A 20,041-nucleotide genomic window follows, 5' to 3' on the forward strand; every position below is an offset into this window, starting at 1 on the left:
CAGCATCCTCTCATCATTCAGCCCGTTGACTGCAGTGCTGTATTGTAAATACTCATGACCAGTTCTGTGCCCATCGCCGTGTAATACTCTCTTAAATAAGGAACATGCCCTTCTTCATCACCAAGACCGTCGTTATACTCACTAAGCTTATATTTCACAGCGATTTCGTCTCCATGAAGTACAGAAATATTCCCGTTATTCGCACATTCCGCAGCTATTTTTTGCTCCGACTGTTGAATGAGCCGCCTGGTTTCAGTCATCTGATTGACTTTATCCGATGCCGGACACAAGTACAGGATGACCTTGGACTGATGCTTGTTCACAAAGCTGGATGCACATTGGATGAACCGGTTCGCATTGTCCGTCAGCACGGCTGCAAGCCTGGCATCCTTAGCATCCATGCCTTGAATCCAGTCTTCCAAACGGAGTAACAGGATTCCTATGCCCTGACTGCTTCTGCATAACAGTCCCGTATCATCAATCAATTGCTGGAACATCTGGCTATACGGTGCGAATTGCAGCTTATAGTCGATCCGGAGCTTGTCCAGCCAGAATTCCATCGGCTCTCCTACAGGCCCGGATTCGAAGGAGGAGACTACCGTCATCACTACTTTCTTACGCGATAGAGAGGAGACGAATTCCCCGATGGTCCGGTCAGGATTCTCAGTAATCAACTGGATTAACAGCTTGAAATCCTCAATCATCTGCAGAATGGTATCCTGCGCGAACAGATCCGTATTGTACTCGAACCCGGCAGATATTCCATTCTTCAGAATGGTTGCGTACAAGGACAAATCAAATTGTGCCGTTTCTACCGATACCGGGAGTACTTCAACCTCAATTCCCGGAATACTAACACTCAGCATCGACTCCTCGGTCTGAACATACAGCACCTGGAACACTGGTGAATGCTGCATCTGACGTTCAATATCAAGGCCTGTGACCACTTGCTCAAACGGAATCTCCGCATGATTAAAGGCTTCCATGCAATGGTCTCTAACCTGGGTGAATAACTCTGCAAAGGTCATGCTGCTCGCTATTTCACTTTGGATAACTACCGTATTAATGAACAGGCCGATTAATTTCTCCAATTCAAGCTGGTTTCTGTTGGCAACCGGTGTTCCAATACAGAGCTTATTATCCAGACTGTAGCCATGCATCAGAAGGGTTAGCGCGGACATCATCATATGGTACATCGAGCCATTCATTTGCACACATCTGTCGCTCATTGCCTTCACTGCTTCTTTTTCAATGAGAAAGTACTCCGTCCTTCCCCGGTAAGTCTGTGTGCTGCCTCTTTTATAATCGTAGGGTAAATGAATGGCCTTTGGTGCATCTTTAAGCTTGCCAATCCAATACTCCAGCTGATCATCCAGCTGGCCGCCTTCAATTCTTTTACGCTGCCATTCCGAATAATCGACATATTGTACCTGGAGCAGTGAACGGGCAACTTGTCCATGAAGCCTGTCCCGGTAGCCCCCGGCAATTTCATTCATAATTACACCGAAGGACCAGCCATCACAGATAATATGATGAAGGGAGAGGGTTAAGACGATTTCTTCTGCAGACAATCTCAACACATAGAACCGCCACAAAGGGCCTACAGTCAAATCAAAGGGCCGTCTTGCAATTTCACTGTTAACCTCCCGGATCTTTGCATCCCTCATCGCACCGTCGTATTCTTCCAAATGAATAATATCCAGCCGGAATCTTTCATACGGTTTGATAATCTGTGAAGGTATATAGTCTATGGTGTTGAACACTGTTCTAAGACTTTCATGCTTCTCAACGACTGCATTGAGCACATCTTCCAGAATATCAAGCTTTATATCGCCTTTGAGCCGATAGGACTGCGGGACATTAAATACGCCTCCGTTCATGAACTGCTCCATAAACCATTGTCTTTGCTGTGAAAAGGACTGGCTGAACGCATTCGAGGTTCTGGCAACCCTCTCAATATTCCTTTTTTTGCTGTCTTTGGACTTCGTAATTAGTCCTGCGAGCTGTTCCCTTGATAAGGATTTGAGTTTATCCTTCTTAGTCTCCATATAAGTACTCCTTACTTATCTTTTCAAAAGCTCCTTAAGGCGCTTCCTCTTTACCTTCATGGCTTCCTTCTCTGTCTCCATCACTTCACTTGCAGAAGCGACTTCGGCAAAGCTGTTCGTTGTCTCCTCCAGATATTCACAAAGACTGCGGATGGTTGGGTATTTGAACATATCCACTACCGTAATATTCGTATCAAAGCTCTCCTTGATCTTGTAATAGACCTGAACCACAAGCAGCGAATGGCCGCCAATATCAAAGAAATTATCATTGACGCCAATGTTCCGGGCATTCAGGACGGCTTCCCATATTCGCTTGACCTTGGCTTCGTTGTCATTGGCTGCTTCTACAAATTCATTCCTTACGCTTCTTCTTATACTTCCAGGCTCCGGAAGCATCTTCTTATTCAGCTTGCCATTTGGCAATAACGGCATCTCCGGCAAGACCATAAAGAACGATGGAATCATATAATCCTGCAACTGACTTCTGACATGTTCTCTGATGACAGGAATATACTGGTGGTTATCTTTCCACTCCAAAGGATTGGTGAAGTATACACTTGGGTCCTCATTGTAGCGGATGAAATTCGGCACTTCATAATCATAGGCACAGGTGTCCGCTCCATATTTATTCTTATGGAACAAGATCAGCTGATAATCTCCGCTCTCGCCATGACCATTCCACAAAGCGCGAAGCCGGTAATTCCCGCCATCCTGCACGAGCAAATCATATAAGCTTGGAGCATACAGTTGAAGCTCCCTAACGTCTTCACTCAGCTCACGGACAGTTGCAGCTTGCACCGCAGGGTCGTTCAGCAGCGACTCAAGCTTGTTCTCATGAACCAGCTTATCCATCAGGACATCCTGGATTACAATAACCTCATCCTGCCGCCCGGTGAGTATATCCTGGAGCCCCTGCTCTGATTGTATATTCCGCCAGCTGAGCTGAACGATATTCTCCAGTTGCTCCGCTTCTTTCGTCCGGATCACTGCCTGATAGCGGAATTTACTCATCTCATTCTCGAACTTTGTTACTTTAGGCAGAATGGAGACATGGTGAACCTGCTCCAGGGAATCCTTAAGACTCAAGAAATATTTGGAGTCTACCAGCAGCTCATTCTCCGCTACAATGGAATTCTTAATCCGGTCGTTTAATTCTTGCACGGTGGTTTCCGCAGGAGCCTTATACCATTCCACCGAAGTGTGATAGCTTCTTAGCAGCGGCAGGGACCGTACATCACCGATAAAGAGGGTTCCATCTTTGTCCAGCATGCCTAAAAGAGTAGTAATCACCTCATTCAGATACTCTCCGCTCGGGAAGTACTGAATGACAGAGTTGATAATAATGGTGTCGAATGCCTCATTCTGCAGCTCGCCAAGCTCATCAGCCGATTTCTGATATAGTCTGACATTCATGGAGCTGTCCAAATTCCGTTCGATATAATCGAGACCTATCCTCGATAAATCAATACCCACGTACTCTTCGCATAACGGGGCGATTTTGAACAGAATCATCCCTGTACCGCAACCGACCTCCAGTACTCTACGCGGCTTAAAGCTCTTAATCAGATCGACGGAATCGGCAAGCCACTCTTCCATTTCCGGGGTACCAAGCTTCTCCCCGGTGTAGCTGCTGTTCCAGCTGATTGTATTTAGACTGAAATCTTGAATCGTTTCCTCTTTGTTGTATGCATTATCGAATATCGATTCCCACTGGGTGACCTGCTCCTTGCTCTCCTCCATGACGTCCTGTTCCCTATAATTCACATCACGGACAATGTAGGACACGATTCTTACATCATTTCCATCCTCTAAGTTGATGACTACGTTATCCTTAACGGAAGGATGCGACTGAATCACCTTTTCGATTTCCCCTAATTCAATGCGCAGTCCTCTTACTTTGACCTGATTGTCAGCGCGTCCTATGAAGTTGATGTTGCCGTCCGGCAGCAATTTGACAATGTCACCGGTCCGGTACATCCGTGCAGCCACATATTTACTGAACGGATTCGGAATGAATTTCTCGGCTGTCAGATCGTCACGTTTGTAGTATCCTCTGGCCAGGTTCGCACCGGCAATGAATAGCTCTCCGCTCACATTATAGGGAACGGGATTCATGTACTCGTCCAGTACATACAGCTGCACATTGGAGATGGGCTTGCCGATCGGCACAATCTCTTTATCCAGCTTCTCGCTGCAATCGTAGTAAGATACTTCAACGGAGGCTTCGGTAGGGCCATACAGGTTGTATAGACCTGCATCGAAGGTCTGGAAGAACTGTTCCTTTAACCGGTACGGCAATGCCTCCCCGCTGCAGAACACTTTTCTCAGACTGCTTCCTGCCTGCTTGGCTCCGGGATGCTCCAGGAACAGCTTCAGGATCGAAGGCACAAAATGAGAGATGGTAATCTGTTCATCCCTGATCAGCTGAGCGAGATACTCCACGTCTTTATGCCCTTCAGGCTTGGCTATAACCAGACAGGCACCTACCGTCAGCGCCCAAAAAATCTCGCTGCAGGATACATCGAAGCTGAAGGGTGTCTTCTGCACCTGCCGATCTCCCGGCTGCATCCCAAATTCTTTTTGGCCCCATACAATACGGTTTCGGATGCCGCTGTGAATATTAATCGTTCCTTTAGGCTTTCCTGTCGAACCTGAGGTATAAATCATGTACGCCGCGTGGGTACCTTCAACCTTCACTCCGGGATTACCGGTACTCATCGGCAGGAACAGTTCCTTGTCCCGCAAATCCACCTTCCGGATTCCCGCAAGCGCATCGGTCTCGTCCATGCAGGTCAGCACCAGCTTAACCTCAGAATCCTGAAGCATATAATCTACCCGGTCCCGGGGATAGGTTGGATCAATAGGAATATAGGCCGCGCCTGCTTTTAGAATTCCATAGACGGCTACCATCATTTCAATGGACCGGTCTGCGTACACACCAACGAAATCTTCATAGCCTATTCCCTGCGCAATCAGATAATGGGCGACTTGATTCACCCGCATATTAAATTCCAGATACGTAAGTGTGTCTCCCTGGAATTTCAGCGCCGGTGCATCCGGTCTTAAGAGCGCCTGTTCTTCAAATAATTCATGGATAAATAATTCTTTCTCCAATGGAACATCCGTTTTATTGTGCTCATAGAGGATTTCATTGATTTCTTCTTTATCCATGAAATTGAACTGCTTGATTTTTTGATAAGGATCTGCGCATAGGCTGTTGATGATGTTCTCCAGATGCCGCATCATCCTGCGTATGGTACCTGTTTTATAGATATCCGTATTGTATTCACATAAGGTGTGCACTCCGTCTTCCAGCTCTCTCATGGAAATCCAGAAATCGAACATTGCTGATTTATTGTCTGTTTCCACTCGGGTAATCGCAAGATTCGGCAGCTTGAAATCTGGCAGTGCTTCATTTTGAAGGGAGAACATCACTTGGAACAACGGGTTTCTGCTTAAATCGCGTTCCAGCTCCAATTCATCCACCAGCATCTCGAACGGCATATCCTGCGCATCATAGGACTCCAGCGCACTTGTCTTTACCCGTTCAATCAATTCCATGAAGGAAATATCGCCTGACAAATCATTGCGGAGCACCAGGGTATTCACAAAGAATCCGATCGTATTCTCTGTTTCCATCCGCATCCGGTTGGCAATCGGAGTTCCAATGGCGATATCCTCCTGTCCGGTATATCTCGCGAACAGGACATCGACCGCCGCCAGATAAATCATAAAGGGTGTAGCGCCCGTAGCTTCTGCCAGTTCATTCACCCGGTCCATCATGCTCTTGCTATATACAAAGAAGTCCTTTTTCCCGTTAAAGGTTTGTACTTTCGGTCTGTCGTAATCCGACGGGATATCCAGGGTAGCAACATCCTTGAGCTTGTTCTTCCAATATACGAACTGGTCTTCTTTAACCTTTCCGGTGAACCAGTCTCTCTGCCACTGGGTATAATCCGCATACTGCCATTCAATTTCGGGTAATACGGCCGGCCTTTGATTCACTAAGGCATCATATAGCTCGACGAATTCATGTACAAAGACTCCCATAGACCAGCCGTCGGAAATAATATGATGCATGGTGAGGAAAATAACATGCTCATCCGCAGCAAATTTCAGCAGCTTGCATCTGATTAACGGTCCGTTTTTGAAATCAAATTCCTGATGGACTTCTTCATCTGCCAGTTTGGTAATTACCTGCTCTCTTGCCTCTTCTTCCACATGCATTAGATTCTGCAAAGGAATCTCGATGGCATCCACATCATGCAGAACCTGCATAATTTGCCCTTCAATGTTGTCGAAGGTCGTTCTGAGTCCTTCATGGCGCTTGACGATTTCTGTAACAGCCTGCTGCAGGCAGGAGACATTTAACTCGCCTTTAAGCCTGATGCTCTCCAGAATATTGTAAAACGCGCTTTCTTCATCATATTGCTTTAAGAACCAAAGTCTTTGCTGGGCATAAGAAACCGGTATGCCCTGTTTCTTCTCTTCATCAGATAATTTTGGAAGGTGAACTTCTCCCTTGGAATCCGTAGCCGGGTGAACTCTCTCTTCCACAAGCTTAGCCAGCGCTCCAACAGTCGGATGATAGAATAAGTCATTGATGGCAAATTCGATCCCGTATTCTTTTTTAATTCTGGAGACGACCTGGGTTGCCTTTAAGGAATGTCCTCCAAGCTCAAAGAAGTTATCATTCATCCCTATTTTCCCGGCGGCTAATACTTCGGACCAAATGTTGCTTATGATTCTCTCAGCATCTGTAGACGCTTCTACATATTGCTCTGCTTGTTCCTCTTCGATCACTTCGCCATCCCTGTTGACCGTGAGCATCTTCAGCGTGCTTACCGCGCCATAATCATCCAGGACCCTGGCGTTCTCAAGCTGGAGAAGCGCCTCTGTATCTTCCTGCCTGTAGACAGCAAGATATTCTTTGGCATACACTTTCTCATCGATTCTGTGGCTGATATGCACATTATTCTCGTCAATCCCTACATAGACCATGTCGTCACCAAGGTTCAGCAGGGCTTCAAAGAATAACAGGCCATCCTGCTCACTGATCACATGCTGCCCGATGGATTCACTGAGACTGTTAATGGATTGCAGGCTTCCCGCAGTCATTCCGATCTTATCCCACATCGTCCAAGAGATACATTTCACTGCATACCCTAACTGGCCGGCTGCATATTGGCAGAACATTTCCAGGAAGCTGTTCCCTGCCGCATAGGCACTGAAGGTCGCACTTCCGAGCAGCGAGGTCACCGAAGAGAAAGTGATCAGCATCGCATCTTTTCTGCTTTTCAAGAGTTCAAACAGATTTAGCACACCATAGACCTTGGCATCGAATTCTTCGGCAAAAGTCTGCTGTCCGATTTCCGTAATCAGGTATGAATCCCGGTTGTCAAAATGCCGCTGGTAGCTTGAATTCCCGGCAAGATGTATAATTCCATCAATCTGAATTCCCTTCGATTGCTCATAATCTTCAACCGCCTGAATGATGGAATCCAGATCACACACATCCGCCTGCCGGTAACTGATGGAAGTTCCTAGTGCAACTAATTGGTCGTAATGCTGAACTCTGCTATCCTTATCCTCAAGAGTCCCCAGATCGCTTCTTCCCAGGATCAGAAGATTAGCCTGATAGTTTTCAATGAGCTGACTGCAGATTTTTGTGCCGATGCCCCCAAGGCCCCCGGTTACCACATAATGTCCGCCTTGTTTGATCTTTGTCTTGGGTTCTGCTTTCCGTAAAGGCACATTCCGGAGCTTCCATGTTAATCTCCTGCCGTCACGGTAACTGATTTCCTTCACAGCAGTCTCTCCGTGCATAATCTCAGCGCGTAATAAGCGGGCATCCTGCTTGATATCCCTTCCTTCCAAATCGATCAGCAGCGATCGTACACCCGTATTCTCCGTATCCAGAGTAGCCATGAAGCCGATTAATGCGGCATTATCATAACGGGTTTCCAGGCCGCCTGCATCCGGGAACACATTGCTGCTACCCACATACAGGCTTGTAGATGCGCACAGGTCATTGTTCGCCAATACCTGCAGTAAGTGGATTAGACTAAAGACACCGAGTTGGTTACTGTTTGAGATATCTGCATGTCCGCTAGCGTTTATTTGATAAGTGGGAAGATAGATCATATGATCGGCCGTCCACCCGATTTGCTTAAAATAGTCAAACAGCTCTTTGCAGCCCTCATAACGGGTATAATCACAGCCATAATGATTCCGGTCATATACCTGGAAGCGGTCCTCTTGCTTGACCGATATGACCCTGATTTCATCCAGGCCCATACATTCTATGAATTCAGCCGCCAATCCGTGGCGGTCCTCAAACACCAGGATATTGACGCAGGGTACGGAGCCCTCTTCAACCTTAAAGCTCAGCGGCTTCCATACTTTCTTGAATATCCATGGCTTTACGGTGTTCTTATTTCTGACGATTTCGAGTTTTTTCAGGACAGCATCGTATTTGCCGGCAAGCAGGGAATCTCTTAACAGAATCCGCTGAATTTTACCAATTCCTGTCTTTGGAATCTCTTTTTTAGCCAGAGGGATGATGTATTCAATAACAAGCCCGATTTTTGAAGTGATTACCTTTTGCATCTCTTTGATGATCCCTTTGAGCCTCCCGGCATCCATGGATACCGGATGGAAGAATATCGCTAATTCTTCCTCTTGTGAACCGCTTGCTTTAACGGATACCGCAGCTGTATAAGATACTTCAACCCCGTCAATCTCCTCAAGGATGGCCTCAATTTCCGAATTATTATAGTTGACACCATTGATGATAATGATGTCTTTGGCCCTGCCTGTAATGGTAAGTCCCCGGTCGGTTATAATCCCCAGATCCCCCGTATCGAACCAGCCGTCTGGCGTAAATGCTTCGGCGTTTGCTTTGGGGTTATTGTAATATCCCGGTGTAATGCACACCCCGGCCATCTGAAAGCGTCCCTCTGTATAGAGAGGCACTAATTCATTCTGAGCATCGACAATACGGATGCTGTTCCCTGGAAGAGGTCTGCCTACACTTACACTGCTATCCTCCTGCTTCACTACATCCTGACCGAAATCAGTGGAGTATATGGAACCCGCACAAGTCTCGGACATCCCGAAGCACGGCATCATTGCCGACTTATCCAGCTTATATGGCTTAAGGATCTCATTAAACTTCAGGGCGGTCCGCGCCACCACCACTTCTCCGCCGTTGGTTATAAACCGCAGGGCAGACAGGTCAATATTCAGTGCTTTGATTCCACTCTCAAGGCTGTTAATCAGATTAAAGGCAAAGTTCGGTGCCCAGGTATTCGTAGCTCTGAAATCACTCATCAGCGTAAGCCACCGGAGCGGAGCTTCCAGAATATAATTAACAGGTGCCAGAATCTCCTGGCAATGCAGATAGATGTCTCTTACATTACACATGACAATTCCGCCCACATGGTCCATAGGCATCCAGTTAAAGGTTACTTCTTCTGGACCAAACCCGTTATTTTGGCAGGCGGCAATCGTGCGTCTCAGAATATTTCTGTGGGTCTGCATAACTCCTTTCGGCATTCCTGTGCTTCCCGAGGTAAGCAGCAGCAGCGCTACATCATCCGGCTTCACCTCGTAGGTGATTTCTATATCCCGGCTCTTCATCAATTGTTCAGCGGAATACACGGTGAACTCTTCTTCGCCGCCAAGAACTCCGGGAACACTGCGAATACTTGCAGCCAGCGCTTCATCCGTCACAATCACAGGCTGTTCAAGCATTTTCCAAGCATTCAATAGTTTGCGGATTACTGCATTATCTTCTTTATAAGAAGCAGCTACCGTGGCCGGAATCCCGATAAAGCCGCCTAACATACAAGCCCAGAACGTATTTACATAATTCCGGTTGTTATCCATCTGATAGATGACCTTATCCCCAGGCTGCAAGCCTCTTTCGATAAGACCGCAGCAGATAGCCTTAGCTTCACTGTAGACCTGCTTATAGTTAGCAAAGTCAATGCTGCCATCATAATTAACGAACCGGACTCCATAATCATCAGGAGCTTGATCGGCAGCCCGTTTGATGTAATAACCCAGATCAAAGACGGTATTCTCAGGAATGATCACTTCTTCTCCAACAATGAGGGATAGCTGTGTTTCAGCGCTGCTCTCTTCCTTGCGGGTCTCAACCCCTTCAGCCTTGTCCATTTTGCCGGAGCTCTTCTTCTTAATAAAAGAATAATTATCGGCCAAATCGGAGATATGCACGTTATCCCGGCTGATTCTTGCGGCCTTGCGCACGAACTTCACAGGAGATTCACTCATAGCACTCTGCTCATTCGGGATAACTAAATTACTCCAGCGCTGAATGAGGTTGTCATTAATAATTTCCAGTTCGAGCAGATCATTGATTTTGACAACGCCATCTCTGTAATAAGGAATGTTTGACACAGGAACGAGCTCTGCTGCTGCCAGACAATCCTTCTTATTGAAGTCAAGCAAGGTGCACAACCTGTCGACGATTGCACCTCTTATGGCACCAGTTCGTTCTTCATCGAATGCCGCTTGTTCCACTACAGCACCCGTCACCGGTTCTACATAATAGACAACAAGCTTGGATTCACCCTCCCTGTTATAACGGTGAAGCAGCTTCACATCATCTACTAATGATTCCGCTCTTAGGGCACGCTCCAGCGCAGGCAAATCACGTTTGATTCCGCCAATCACCATGCTGGTGCTTAAGGTCTCATTAATCATTAACGTTCCATCTGCATAATAACGGCCCCTATACCCGGAAGCGGTCTGATCCGGCGTACATACACTGCCCTCGAATCCGTCCGGAAGCGGGTGCCCATAGGGATCAACAATCAGAACGCGCGGTATAGCGGAAGCCGAACTCTGAGGGATAGGCTGGTTATGCAGGTTCACAACGGCGGATACTGCCTTCCCTGCTTTGAAATCTGTATTCTGCTCCGATGGAAGCAGTTGAATCGTGCGGATAGCTTCATTTATTTTAAGGACCATTTCATCCAAAATCGTTATGAAGCTCCTTTGAAATTCTTCAATGATCCTGTCGCTGAAATAAGCAGAATTATAAATCGTCTCCACAAGGATTCCGTGATCCGGCTTAACCACCCAGGCCAGCGGATAATTGATTTCTTCTCTTAATTGCAGCTCTGCGATTGAGAACTCTGTGATATCCTTATAAGCCTGCGCATTGGCATAATTCTCATATACAAAAATACTCTGGAATAATTCAGGCAGATTAAGGGCGCTGCTGATCTCAGCCAAAGACATATATTCATGGGGACTGCGGCTGATTTGATCCTGTGTGAGGTTCTCCAGGCACTCCAGCAAGGTAAGATTACCATCTAACTGAACACGGACCGGAATGGTATTGATAAAGATGCCTACGGTGTGATCGATACCTTTTAATTCCGCAGGTCTTCCCGATACAGTCGTCCCATAGACGACATCTTCTTTTCCACTGTATTTACTCAACAAGATGGCAAAGGCAAGATTATACAATTGGTAGGCGCTGAAACCGTTATTTTTAGTGATCTGCTCGATAGAATGATGTATTTCCTCTGAAAGCCGTAAGGAGAGCTTACGGGTCTCACCCTTCTGCTCTTCCACTGCAGGTTCAGTATACAGAGGCAAAGCTTCCTCAAAGCCCTTCAGCTTTTCTTTCCAGTACTGTCTGGAGACCCCGGCATCCTGTTTATGCAGCCAATGGATATAGTCCTTAAATGAAGCGGATTTGTGCTTCGCCGGTGCCTCCCCTGTCTTGAACGCTTTATAATTCCCGAACATTCCCTCCAGTACCAGAGGCAGTGACCAGCCATCCATTATAATGTGGTGAAAGCTCCAGACAAAATAAAAGCTGTCTTCTGTAATTTGAATTAGAGCAAATCTCATCAGCGGAGCCTTGTCCAGTTCAAAGCCCATCATTCGGTCATTTTCAAGAAACATGCTATAATCATGCTCGATTTCTTCCCTCGGCAGATTGCTCCAGTCATACTGAATGTAGCTGCATTCGCATTGCTTCAGAACTACCTGAACAGGTTTTTTCACACCTTCCCAGACAAAGGCGGTTCTTAGAGCGGAATGATCGTTAATGACCTTTTGCCAGGCATCCCAAAAATATTCGAAATTAATCTGCCCGTGTAATTTGCACGAGAATTGCTCCAAATACATGCTGCTGCTTTCACTTTTCAAGCTGTGGAACAGCATGCCTTCCTGCATGGTGGATAATCCATAGATATCTGCAACGTTCCTCTTGTTCATTTATTCTCCTCTTTCTTGTCCCTGAGTGACCTTAATTGAACTTTGCCAAGATGAAATCTAAATCTTCCATATCCACATCGTCAAAATCTGCAGCGGAAACTCCATCATCCTCAGATTCAATACAGTAGCTGATCATCCCCCTAAGCGTATCCGTGAAGGCATTTGCCTGCTGCACGATGTTCTCCCCGGAATGGATATTCGGGTGATATCCCCACTCGAAGGTTAAGCGGTCTTGCCGGATATACGCGTTGACTTCAAGCAGACTAACTCTTGTATTCTTCAATCCCCTGGTATACAGCGGTTCTCCGGTAAGCAGCCGGAAATGTGCATGCTCGGAGGTTTTGTTATCCAAATGCCCCATGTAATTAAAAACAATATCAATAGCTTCACGGGGGCCATCACTAAGCAAGAACTCGAACTTACGCTTCTGCACGGCAGCTAATCTGTCTTTCACTTTTTTCAACGTAGCTCCAGTAGTTGAAATATCATCTGCGGAGAAGTAAAAAGGATACAGGTTGGTAAACCAGCCTACCGTTCTTGACAGATCCACCTGACCGGCAAGCATATCTCTTCCGTGACTTTCCAGATATAAGGTATGGTCTGCCCCATCCCATGCATGCAGCATCGTTTCCAGGGCGGCAATCATCACCTCAATAGGCTGAATGCTGTAATGCTTAGGCACTTCAATCATTAGCTTGGCGGTATCTTCTTCCGATAAGGAGAACAGGCATTGCTCTGCTTCTCCTTCAAGATTGTCTATGCTGGAGCGGCCTCTTTTGGTTTTTCTTGAATGAGCCGCAATTTCTTTTGTCCACTCCTTTTTTTTGCTCACGGCTTCATGGCTGCCGGCGTATGCTTCTGCCGCGTTGCTCCAGCTTATGAAGGATGAGGTTTTCTGCGGAAGTCTAACTTCCCGCTTATCTGCTAAGGCCTGATAGCCATTCAATAGATCCTCGACGATGAACCTGAAGGACACCGCGTCGCATACCAGATGATGTGCTGTCAATACCAGCCTGCTGCTTGACAACGTATCGGATACAATAAGCAGCCCTTTAAATACTTCTCCCGCTTGCAAATTAAGAGATTGCTGAAAAGCCTCCAATTCCTGCTGCATCCGCTGTTCATAGTCATCATGAGCTGGAATCTCTACTGTCTTCAAGCGTTCGCTGTAGGCAAACGGCAGAATATCCGCATACCTTGGAGCCGTTCCGGGAAGTACGCGGGTTCTTAACAAATCATGCTGCCGGCACACTTCATTGAGCGCTTCATTCAATCGCCCGGCATCTACAGTCTCCTTCAATTCAAAGCTTACAGACTGATTCCAATGGTTATTTTCCGGGAAATTATTGGTGAAGAACCACTGCTGGATAGGTGTCAACTGGTAAGTACCTGTAACCTCTCCCTGATCACAGCAGATTTGTTCAACTGCCTCAGCCTTTAATGCCATTTGTTCAATACATTTATCATCGTAAAAAGACTTTAATTCGAGCTTAATTCCTGCCTCTGCCGCCTTAGCGATAACCTGCATGCTGATAATGGAGTCTCCGCCAATTTCGAAGAAATGATCACGGATACTAACCCGCCGGACCCCTAAGAGCTCAGACCAGATTCGTTCCAGCGTTCTTTCAATCTCTGTGGACGGTTCAACAAAATCGTTCTCCGCTTCCATAGGCTGGCCTAAGGATGCTAATCTGCTGTTATCCGGCTTACCGTTCATATTAAGCGGAATGGCCTCAAGCGTATAAAATGCTGATGGAATCATATACGAAGGTAATCCATCGTTCAAAAAGCTTCTAATCTCTGTCAGAGTCACTGCTGCATCCACAACTAAATAAGCTGCCAGATAAAGATTGCTCTGGTGGTCAATCTCCGGGATAACAACCGCCTCAATCACTTTGTTATGAGAAGAGAGCTTATTCTCAATCTCTCCGATTTCGATCCGGTGTCCCCTGATCTTGACCTGATTATCTATTCTTCCGGTAAAAGCAATATTTCCGTCGTTCAGCCAGCTAGCATAATCCCCCGTCCGGTACAATTTACCGGGACCATAGGGATTGTCAATAAATTTCTCCGCTGTCAGTTCCGGCCTGTTCAGATACCCCCGGGCAATGCCTGCTCCTGCTATACATAATTCTCCGATACTTCCTTTTCCACATAAGGAAGTATAATTCATAATATAGATTTGCATATTGGCAATTGGCTTGCCAATCGGAATTCGATTCGGAATTTGAACAGTCCTTTCGTATTGCCAGTCCGATGCACAGACCGTAGTCTCGGTAGGTCCATACGCATTGAAATATTCAATCGGCTCTGCCAATTTTTCGACCAGATTGACGCTTGTTGCTGATCCCGCTGTGATCAACAGACGGATTCCTATGGGTCTATCCGCTATTACATTCCAGTATGGCGGGGGCAAGGTGGCAACGGTTACGTTATGCCTTTTCAGCTCAAGCTCCAGCAGATTCACATCCAGTGCCACTTCTTTGGTAATGATGCATAGTTTTGCACCAGTGAGAATTCCCATAATCATTTCCCAGACAGAGGCATCAAAAACAAGATTGGCAAATTGCAGGATCGTATCATCCGTGGTCACTTTGTATTTATTCCAAAAATAATCTCTCAGGTTAACAATGCCGCTGTGCTCTACCATCACGCCTTTGGGCTGACCTGTAGTTCCCGAGGTATAGATTACATAAGCAAGATTATCTGGATTACTGTGGTCCGCAAGATTGTCCGTGGACTCGGTCTCAATGCGCTTATCACCCATTGAAATCTGCTCAATACCTGCATAATCCTGATGGATGCCGGAAGTTATCATATACCGGACTTTGCTGTCTTCCAGAATGTACTCCATCCGCTCCCGGGGATAAGTCAAATCCACTGGCATATAAGCTCCGCCAGCCTTGGTTACCCCCAGTATGGCAATGATGGCCTCAATGGATTTATCCAGCATAATGGCAACCAGACTCTCGCAGCCCACACCGGTTTTCCGCAGATAATGTGCCAGTTGATTGCTGCGGTTATTCAGTTCTTTATAGGTAATCTTCTCATTGCCGCATACTACGGCTACTGCCTCTTCCCGGAGCGCCGCCTGGGTCTCGAATAGCTGCTTGATGGTCTGTGGCTTATAGTCCGTAACCTTTTCGTTAAAAGAGTAGAGGATCTCATTCTTTTCCTCTTCCGAGATCATTTCAATATTTGCAATGGCCCGATTGTCATATGCAGCAATGAATTGCAGAATATTCAGATAATAATCCTTAATCTTTTCAATCCGCTCCCGGGAGAATTTATCCGATTTATACTCAAACCAGGCGCTTAACCCATCCTTGTCATCATTGACTTCCAGCGCCAAGTCCACCTTGGCCGTTTTTAAATCCAGTTCTTCGAACTCTATGTAGAAATCCTTTGTTGTAATATCCTTTAACGCATGGGTCTCATAACTGAACACCACCTGATAGATCGGGGTAGACAGCAAATCTCTTTCTACCTTCAAGTCCTCTACTATGAAATCAAACGGCAAATCCTGATGCTTCAGGGCTTGCATCACCTGGGCATTCTCCGCCTGGATATAATCGAATAATTGTTGCTCTTCTCCAATAGTACTGCGGATCGGCAGCATGTTCAGGAAGCACCCGATGATGCTCTGGCATTCCTCTTCATTTCTGCCGGTAACCGGGACCCCGACAATAATATCGTTTTGGTGTATATACTTATGCAGCATGATTTTGAGTGCGCTCATTAACAATACAAACAGTGTAACCCCGTGTTTTTTTGCAGCAGCTTCCAGTTTTATTCTCAGCTCCTTGCGGATTGAAAAAGCTACCCGTTCGCCATGATAGGTAAGCCCATGACCGGCCGTGTAATCCGTTGGAAGCATACAGGTCATGCTGCTGCCCGACAATTGTTCCCTCCAGAACTTAAGCTGATGATCGAACTCGCCTTTGGCAATCCGGTCATTCATGTGGATGACATAATCATAATATTGCACAGCGGGTTCCTCTACAGGTGCCATGCTTGCGCCTGTATAGGCTTCATACAGTTGAAGCAATTCTCTAATAAAAATGCCGCTTGAATAGCCGTCCGATACAATATGATGCCAAACAATTTGTCCAATCCATTCGGTCTCACTAAGCTTGTAACAGATCAGGCGAATAAGCTTGCCCTCAGCTAACCGGAACGGCTGTATTCCTTCCGTGTACATCCTTTGCCTGATATCATGAGGAGACAGTTCCATCCCTGCCTGGGAGCAATCATAACTTTTGAAGACCGGCTCTTCGGTATCTTCGCTGAGCTCAACCTCAAGCTGTCCTTGTCCTCCCTTGAATTTGGAACGCAGCACCTCCTGCTGTTTAACCACCGTTCTGAAGGCCTTGTGCAAAAGCTCCACTTGAAGCTTGCCATGGAATGTCACATAACCCGAAACATTATACGTAACCGATTCATTGAAGAGTTGTTCGACATACCAAATTTTCTTTTGCATATAGTTGGAAGGCAACACGGTCAACTCCGGTGCTCTCTTGATGACCCTATGCAGCCCTTTCTCTTGCAGGATGATCTGTCTTTTCTTTTTTCTTTGTTCCTCCAAGAGACTCTCCAGCAGCAGTCTCTTGGCGTCCGATAAGGCATTCACTCTATTTTTCACACTTCCGCTTTCGTTGTTCTGCATCTCTCCACACCTCTATCTGTCCATATTTAGACTGCATCCAAATCGAGGCTTTCTGACAACTCTTCCAATACAAGGTCAGCTACATTCTTGACAGTCGGTGCTTCGATAAACAGTTTCAACTGCAATTCAATCCCATAGAGTTCCTTTATTCTCAGGACGACTTGTGTGATCATCAGAGAATGTCCGCCAAGCTCAAAGAAGTTATCGTTGATTCCAATCGGCGTGATCCCCATAATATCCTGGAGGATTTCCACTATACTCTCTTCAATCGCATTGTCAGGCTGTTCATATTCCACCGATATATCCGGCCGGTTATACTCTATCGTGTCCGCTTCTTCAGCACTGTCTGCTGAAAGCTCCCTATCCCAGCCGTTGCTTCCAGCCGCTTCATAAGCCTTCTGCTTGCCAGCTTCAATCCAATGTCTCTTCCGTTCAAAAGGATACGTCGGCAAGGGGGTTCTGAATAAGATTTCATCTTCGTAATATTTCGCAAAATCAATAGTTAGTCCGCTGATCCAGGCCTTCTTTACGAACTCCGCCAGAAATTTATTATCATTCATCGTATTCTTAATGCCGCGGACCGTTTGGAACAATAGGCACTCCGCGTAGTCTTTCAAATTATCCTGCATGAAGACAGAGAGCGTTTTTCCCGGACCCACTTCGATGAAGTATTTATAATTTTTCTGTGCCAAATGGAGTGCAGCATCTTTAAATCTGACGGTGCCCAGCATATGCTGTATCCAATAGTCGGCACTCATCGCCTCTTCCGGCTTCAGCCACTCTCCCGTGACATTGGACATGATCGGGATCATCGGCTTGTTGAACGTCACCGTCTGGAGCACCTTCAGCATGTCCTCAACTGCACCCTGCATCATATAGGAATGAAAAGCATGGGAGGTGTGAAGAATTCTGTACTCCCGCTGCTCTGTAATCTGTTCGACCACTTCCTGCAGCGCTGCGCTATCCCCGGCCAATACCACCCGGTTCTCGGAATTAATCAAGGCCAGTGAGACCTTCCCGTTAATATAGGCCTGCGCTTCCTGCTCGTTCATATTCACATACAGCATTTCGCCCGCCGGCAGACTTTGGATGATCCGGCCCCGCATGACCATTAATCTAAGACCATCCTCGAGTGAGAATACCCCGGCCAGACAAGCGGCTACGTACTCCCCAACACTATGCCCCAGCAGAGCTTTGGGAGTAATTCCCCAATGCATCAAAGTCTTGGCCAAGCAGTACTCAACGGCAAATAGAGCAACCTGTGTATTCCGGGTTTCGGTGAGCTTCTCCTCACCCTTAGCATCCGCTTGATCTGCAAAGATAAGCTGTCTTAAATCATAGTTCAACTGCTTCTGAAGAATCTCGAAACACTTATCCAGCTCATGCCGGAATATAGGCTTCGTATCGTACAGTTGTTTTGTCATATTCACATACTGCACGCCTTGTCCCGGGAACAGGAACACAATTTCCTTTTCGTTCTCATTTGGAGATTTCACCGCAGGAAGGCTGGCGCCCAATTTATGAATCAGCTCTTCTCTGCTGTTACAGACCAGACCGCCTCGATAGGGCAGTCTCTTTCTTCCGATATTCATCGTATACAGGATATTCCGGTAATCAATATCTTTATTATTTTGCACAAAATCCAGCAATTGTCCGGCCACCTCTTCATAGGCGGTCTTTGTCTTTGCGGATAGCAGCAGCAATTGGAATTCCTCATGGCTCTCGACTTTGCGGGTGTCGATCGCTTCTTCCAAGACTACATGAACATTGGTACCGCCAATGCCAAACGAGCTGACGCCCGCTCTTCTTACCCGGCAATCCGGGTTCCAGTCTCTGAGACGGGTATTGACATAGAAAGGGGAGTTCTTCAAATCAATGTTGGGATTCGTTTCTTTATAATTAATGCAGGGTACAAGCTTCTGCTTCTGGAGCATCAGACTGGTTTTGATTAACCCGGCCGTACCTGCTGCAGAATCCAGATGTCCAATATTGGCTTTCACTGCACCCAGGGCGCAGAAATTCAGCTTGTCCGTGGCTTCTGAGAAGGCTTCTGTAAGTGCTTGTATCTCTATGGGGTCCCCCATGGGAGTCGCTGTTCCATGAGTCTCAATATAAGTAATCGTTTCTTCATCGATCTCGCTTAGGATCTGGGCGCTCTTAATCGCATTGCGTTCGCCTTCAATGCTTGGTGCCGAATAACCAACCTTTGCCGAACCGTCATTATTAAAGGCGGCTCCCTTAATGACAGCGATGATATGATCCCGGTCGTTTACAGCATCTTCCAATCTTTTCAGCAGCACGGTTCCTACTCCGCTGCCGCTTAATGAACCGCTGCAATCTTTATCAAACGGCCGGCAATGTCCGTCCTCCGCAAGAACCTCTCCTTTGATGTAGAGATAACCGCTATCCTGAGGAAGCGACAGGGAGCTCCCTCCGGCAATGGCCATATCACATTGATAATTCAGCAGAGCCTGACAGCCCAGAACCACGGCGGTCAGGGAAGTGGAACATGCAGTCTGCACGTTCACGCTCGGTCCCTTCAGATTCAGCTTGTAGGAAATCATGGTCGAAGCATAATGAACATCGTTCCCAATCCATATTTGTCTGATCTCGGGAGTGGAATCCAGATCCATACTGGACATAATATTCTTCAATAAATACTTGCTGGTTCCCGTCCCGACGAATACGCCAACCTTCCCTGCATACTGGTCCGATTGGTACCCGGCACTTTCCATCAGCCGCCATGAGCTCTCAAGCAGAATTCTTTGCTGCGGGTCCATCAGGGCCGCTTCCCTGGGCGTGAAGCCAAAGAACGCCGCATCAAATTGCTCAATATCATTTATTTTGAAGCCGCACTTTCTGTACTCCGGATTGGTGAGCAGTTCTTCCGGTATCCCTGCTGCCCGAAGCTCCTCATCGGTGAAGAAGGTAAGCGACTCCGTTCCGTTGCACAGATTCTCCCAATACTGCATCACGTTATCTGCTCCCGGAACCTGGCAGTCCATCCCGATAATAGCAATATCGAGGTCTCTAAGATCATCATTCTGAGCGGATATTTCCATGCTTC

4 protein-coding genes are annotated in these 20,041 nt (G+C 46.7%); all 4 read right to left on the reverse strand.

Going from position 1 to position 20,041, the window contains the following annotated elements:
• Positions 1-17: 17 nt before the first annotated feature.
• From NSS64_RS16980 to NSS64_RS16995, 4 genes are read right to left on the reverse strand one after another with little or no spacing between them, the layout of a single operon-like run.
• Positions 18-2,048 carry a condensation domain-containing protein gene (locus NSS64_RS16980; RefSeq protein ID WP_341140894.1) on the reverse strand — a complete coding sequence of 677 codons (2,031 nt, stop codon included), beginning with the start codon at positions 2,046-2,048 and terminating at the stop codon, positions 18-20.
• 15 nt (positions 2,049-2,063) lie between these two features.
• Complete coding sequence (locus NSS64_RS16985) at positions 2,064-12,308, reverse strand: amino acid adenylation domain-containing protein (protein WP_341140895.1); 10,245 nt, start codon at positions 12,306-12,308, stop codon at positions 2,064-2,066.
• 31 nt (positions 12,309-12,339) lie between these two features.
• Entirely contained in the window at positions 12,340-16,974 is a 4,635-nt protein-coding gene (locus NSS64_RS16990) for an amino acid adenylation domain-containing protein (protein ID WP_341140896.1), read from the reverse strand.
• 26 nt (positions 16,975-17,000) lie between these two features.
• The gene (locus tag NSS64_RS16995; protein WP_341140897.1) at positions 17,001-20,036 is read right to left on the reverse strand and encodes a type I polyketide synthase; all 3,036 of its coding nucleotides are present in this window, start codon (positions 20,034-20,036) and stop codon (positions 17,001-17,003) included.
• Between the last annotated feature and the right edge of the window lie 5 nt (positions 20,037-20,041).

The organism is Paenibacillus sp. FSL H8-0122, assembly GCF_038005345.1.
GTDB lineage: Bacteria > Bacillota > Bacilli > Paenibacillales > Paenibacillaceae > Paenibacillus_AQ.

Excerpts from the sequence above, each read along its gene's own strand:
- NSS64_RS16995 (WP_341140897.1), bottom strand. The coding sequence starts at position 20,036 with ATGGAAATATCCGCTCAGAATGATGATCTTAGAGACCTCGATATTGCT.
- NSS64_RS16990 (WP_341140896.1), bottom strand. The coding sequence starts at position 16,974 with ATGCAGAACAACGAAAGCGGAAGTGTGAAAAATAGAGTGAATGCCTTA.
- NSS64_RS16985 (WP_341140895.1), bottom strand. The coding sequence starts at position 12,308 with ATGAACAAGAGGAACGTTGCAGATATCTATGGATTATCCACCATGCAG.
- NSS64_RS16980 (WP_341140894.1), bottom strand. The coding sequence starts at position 2,048 with ATGGAGACTAAGAAGGATAAACTCAAATCCTTATCAAGGGAACAGCTC.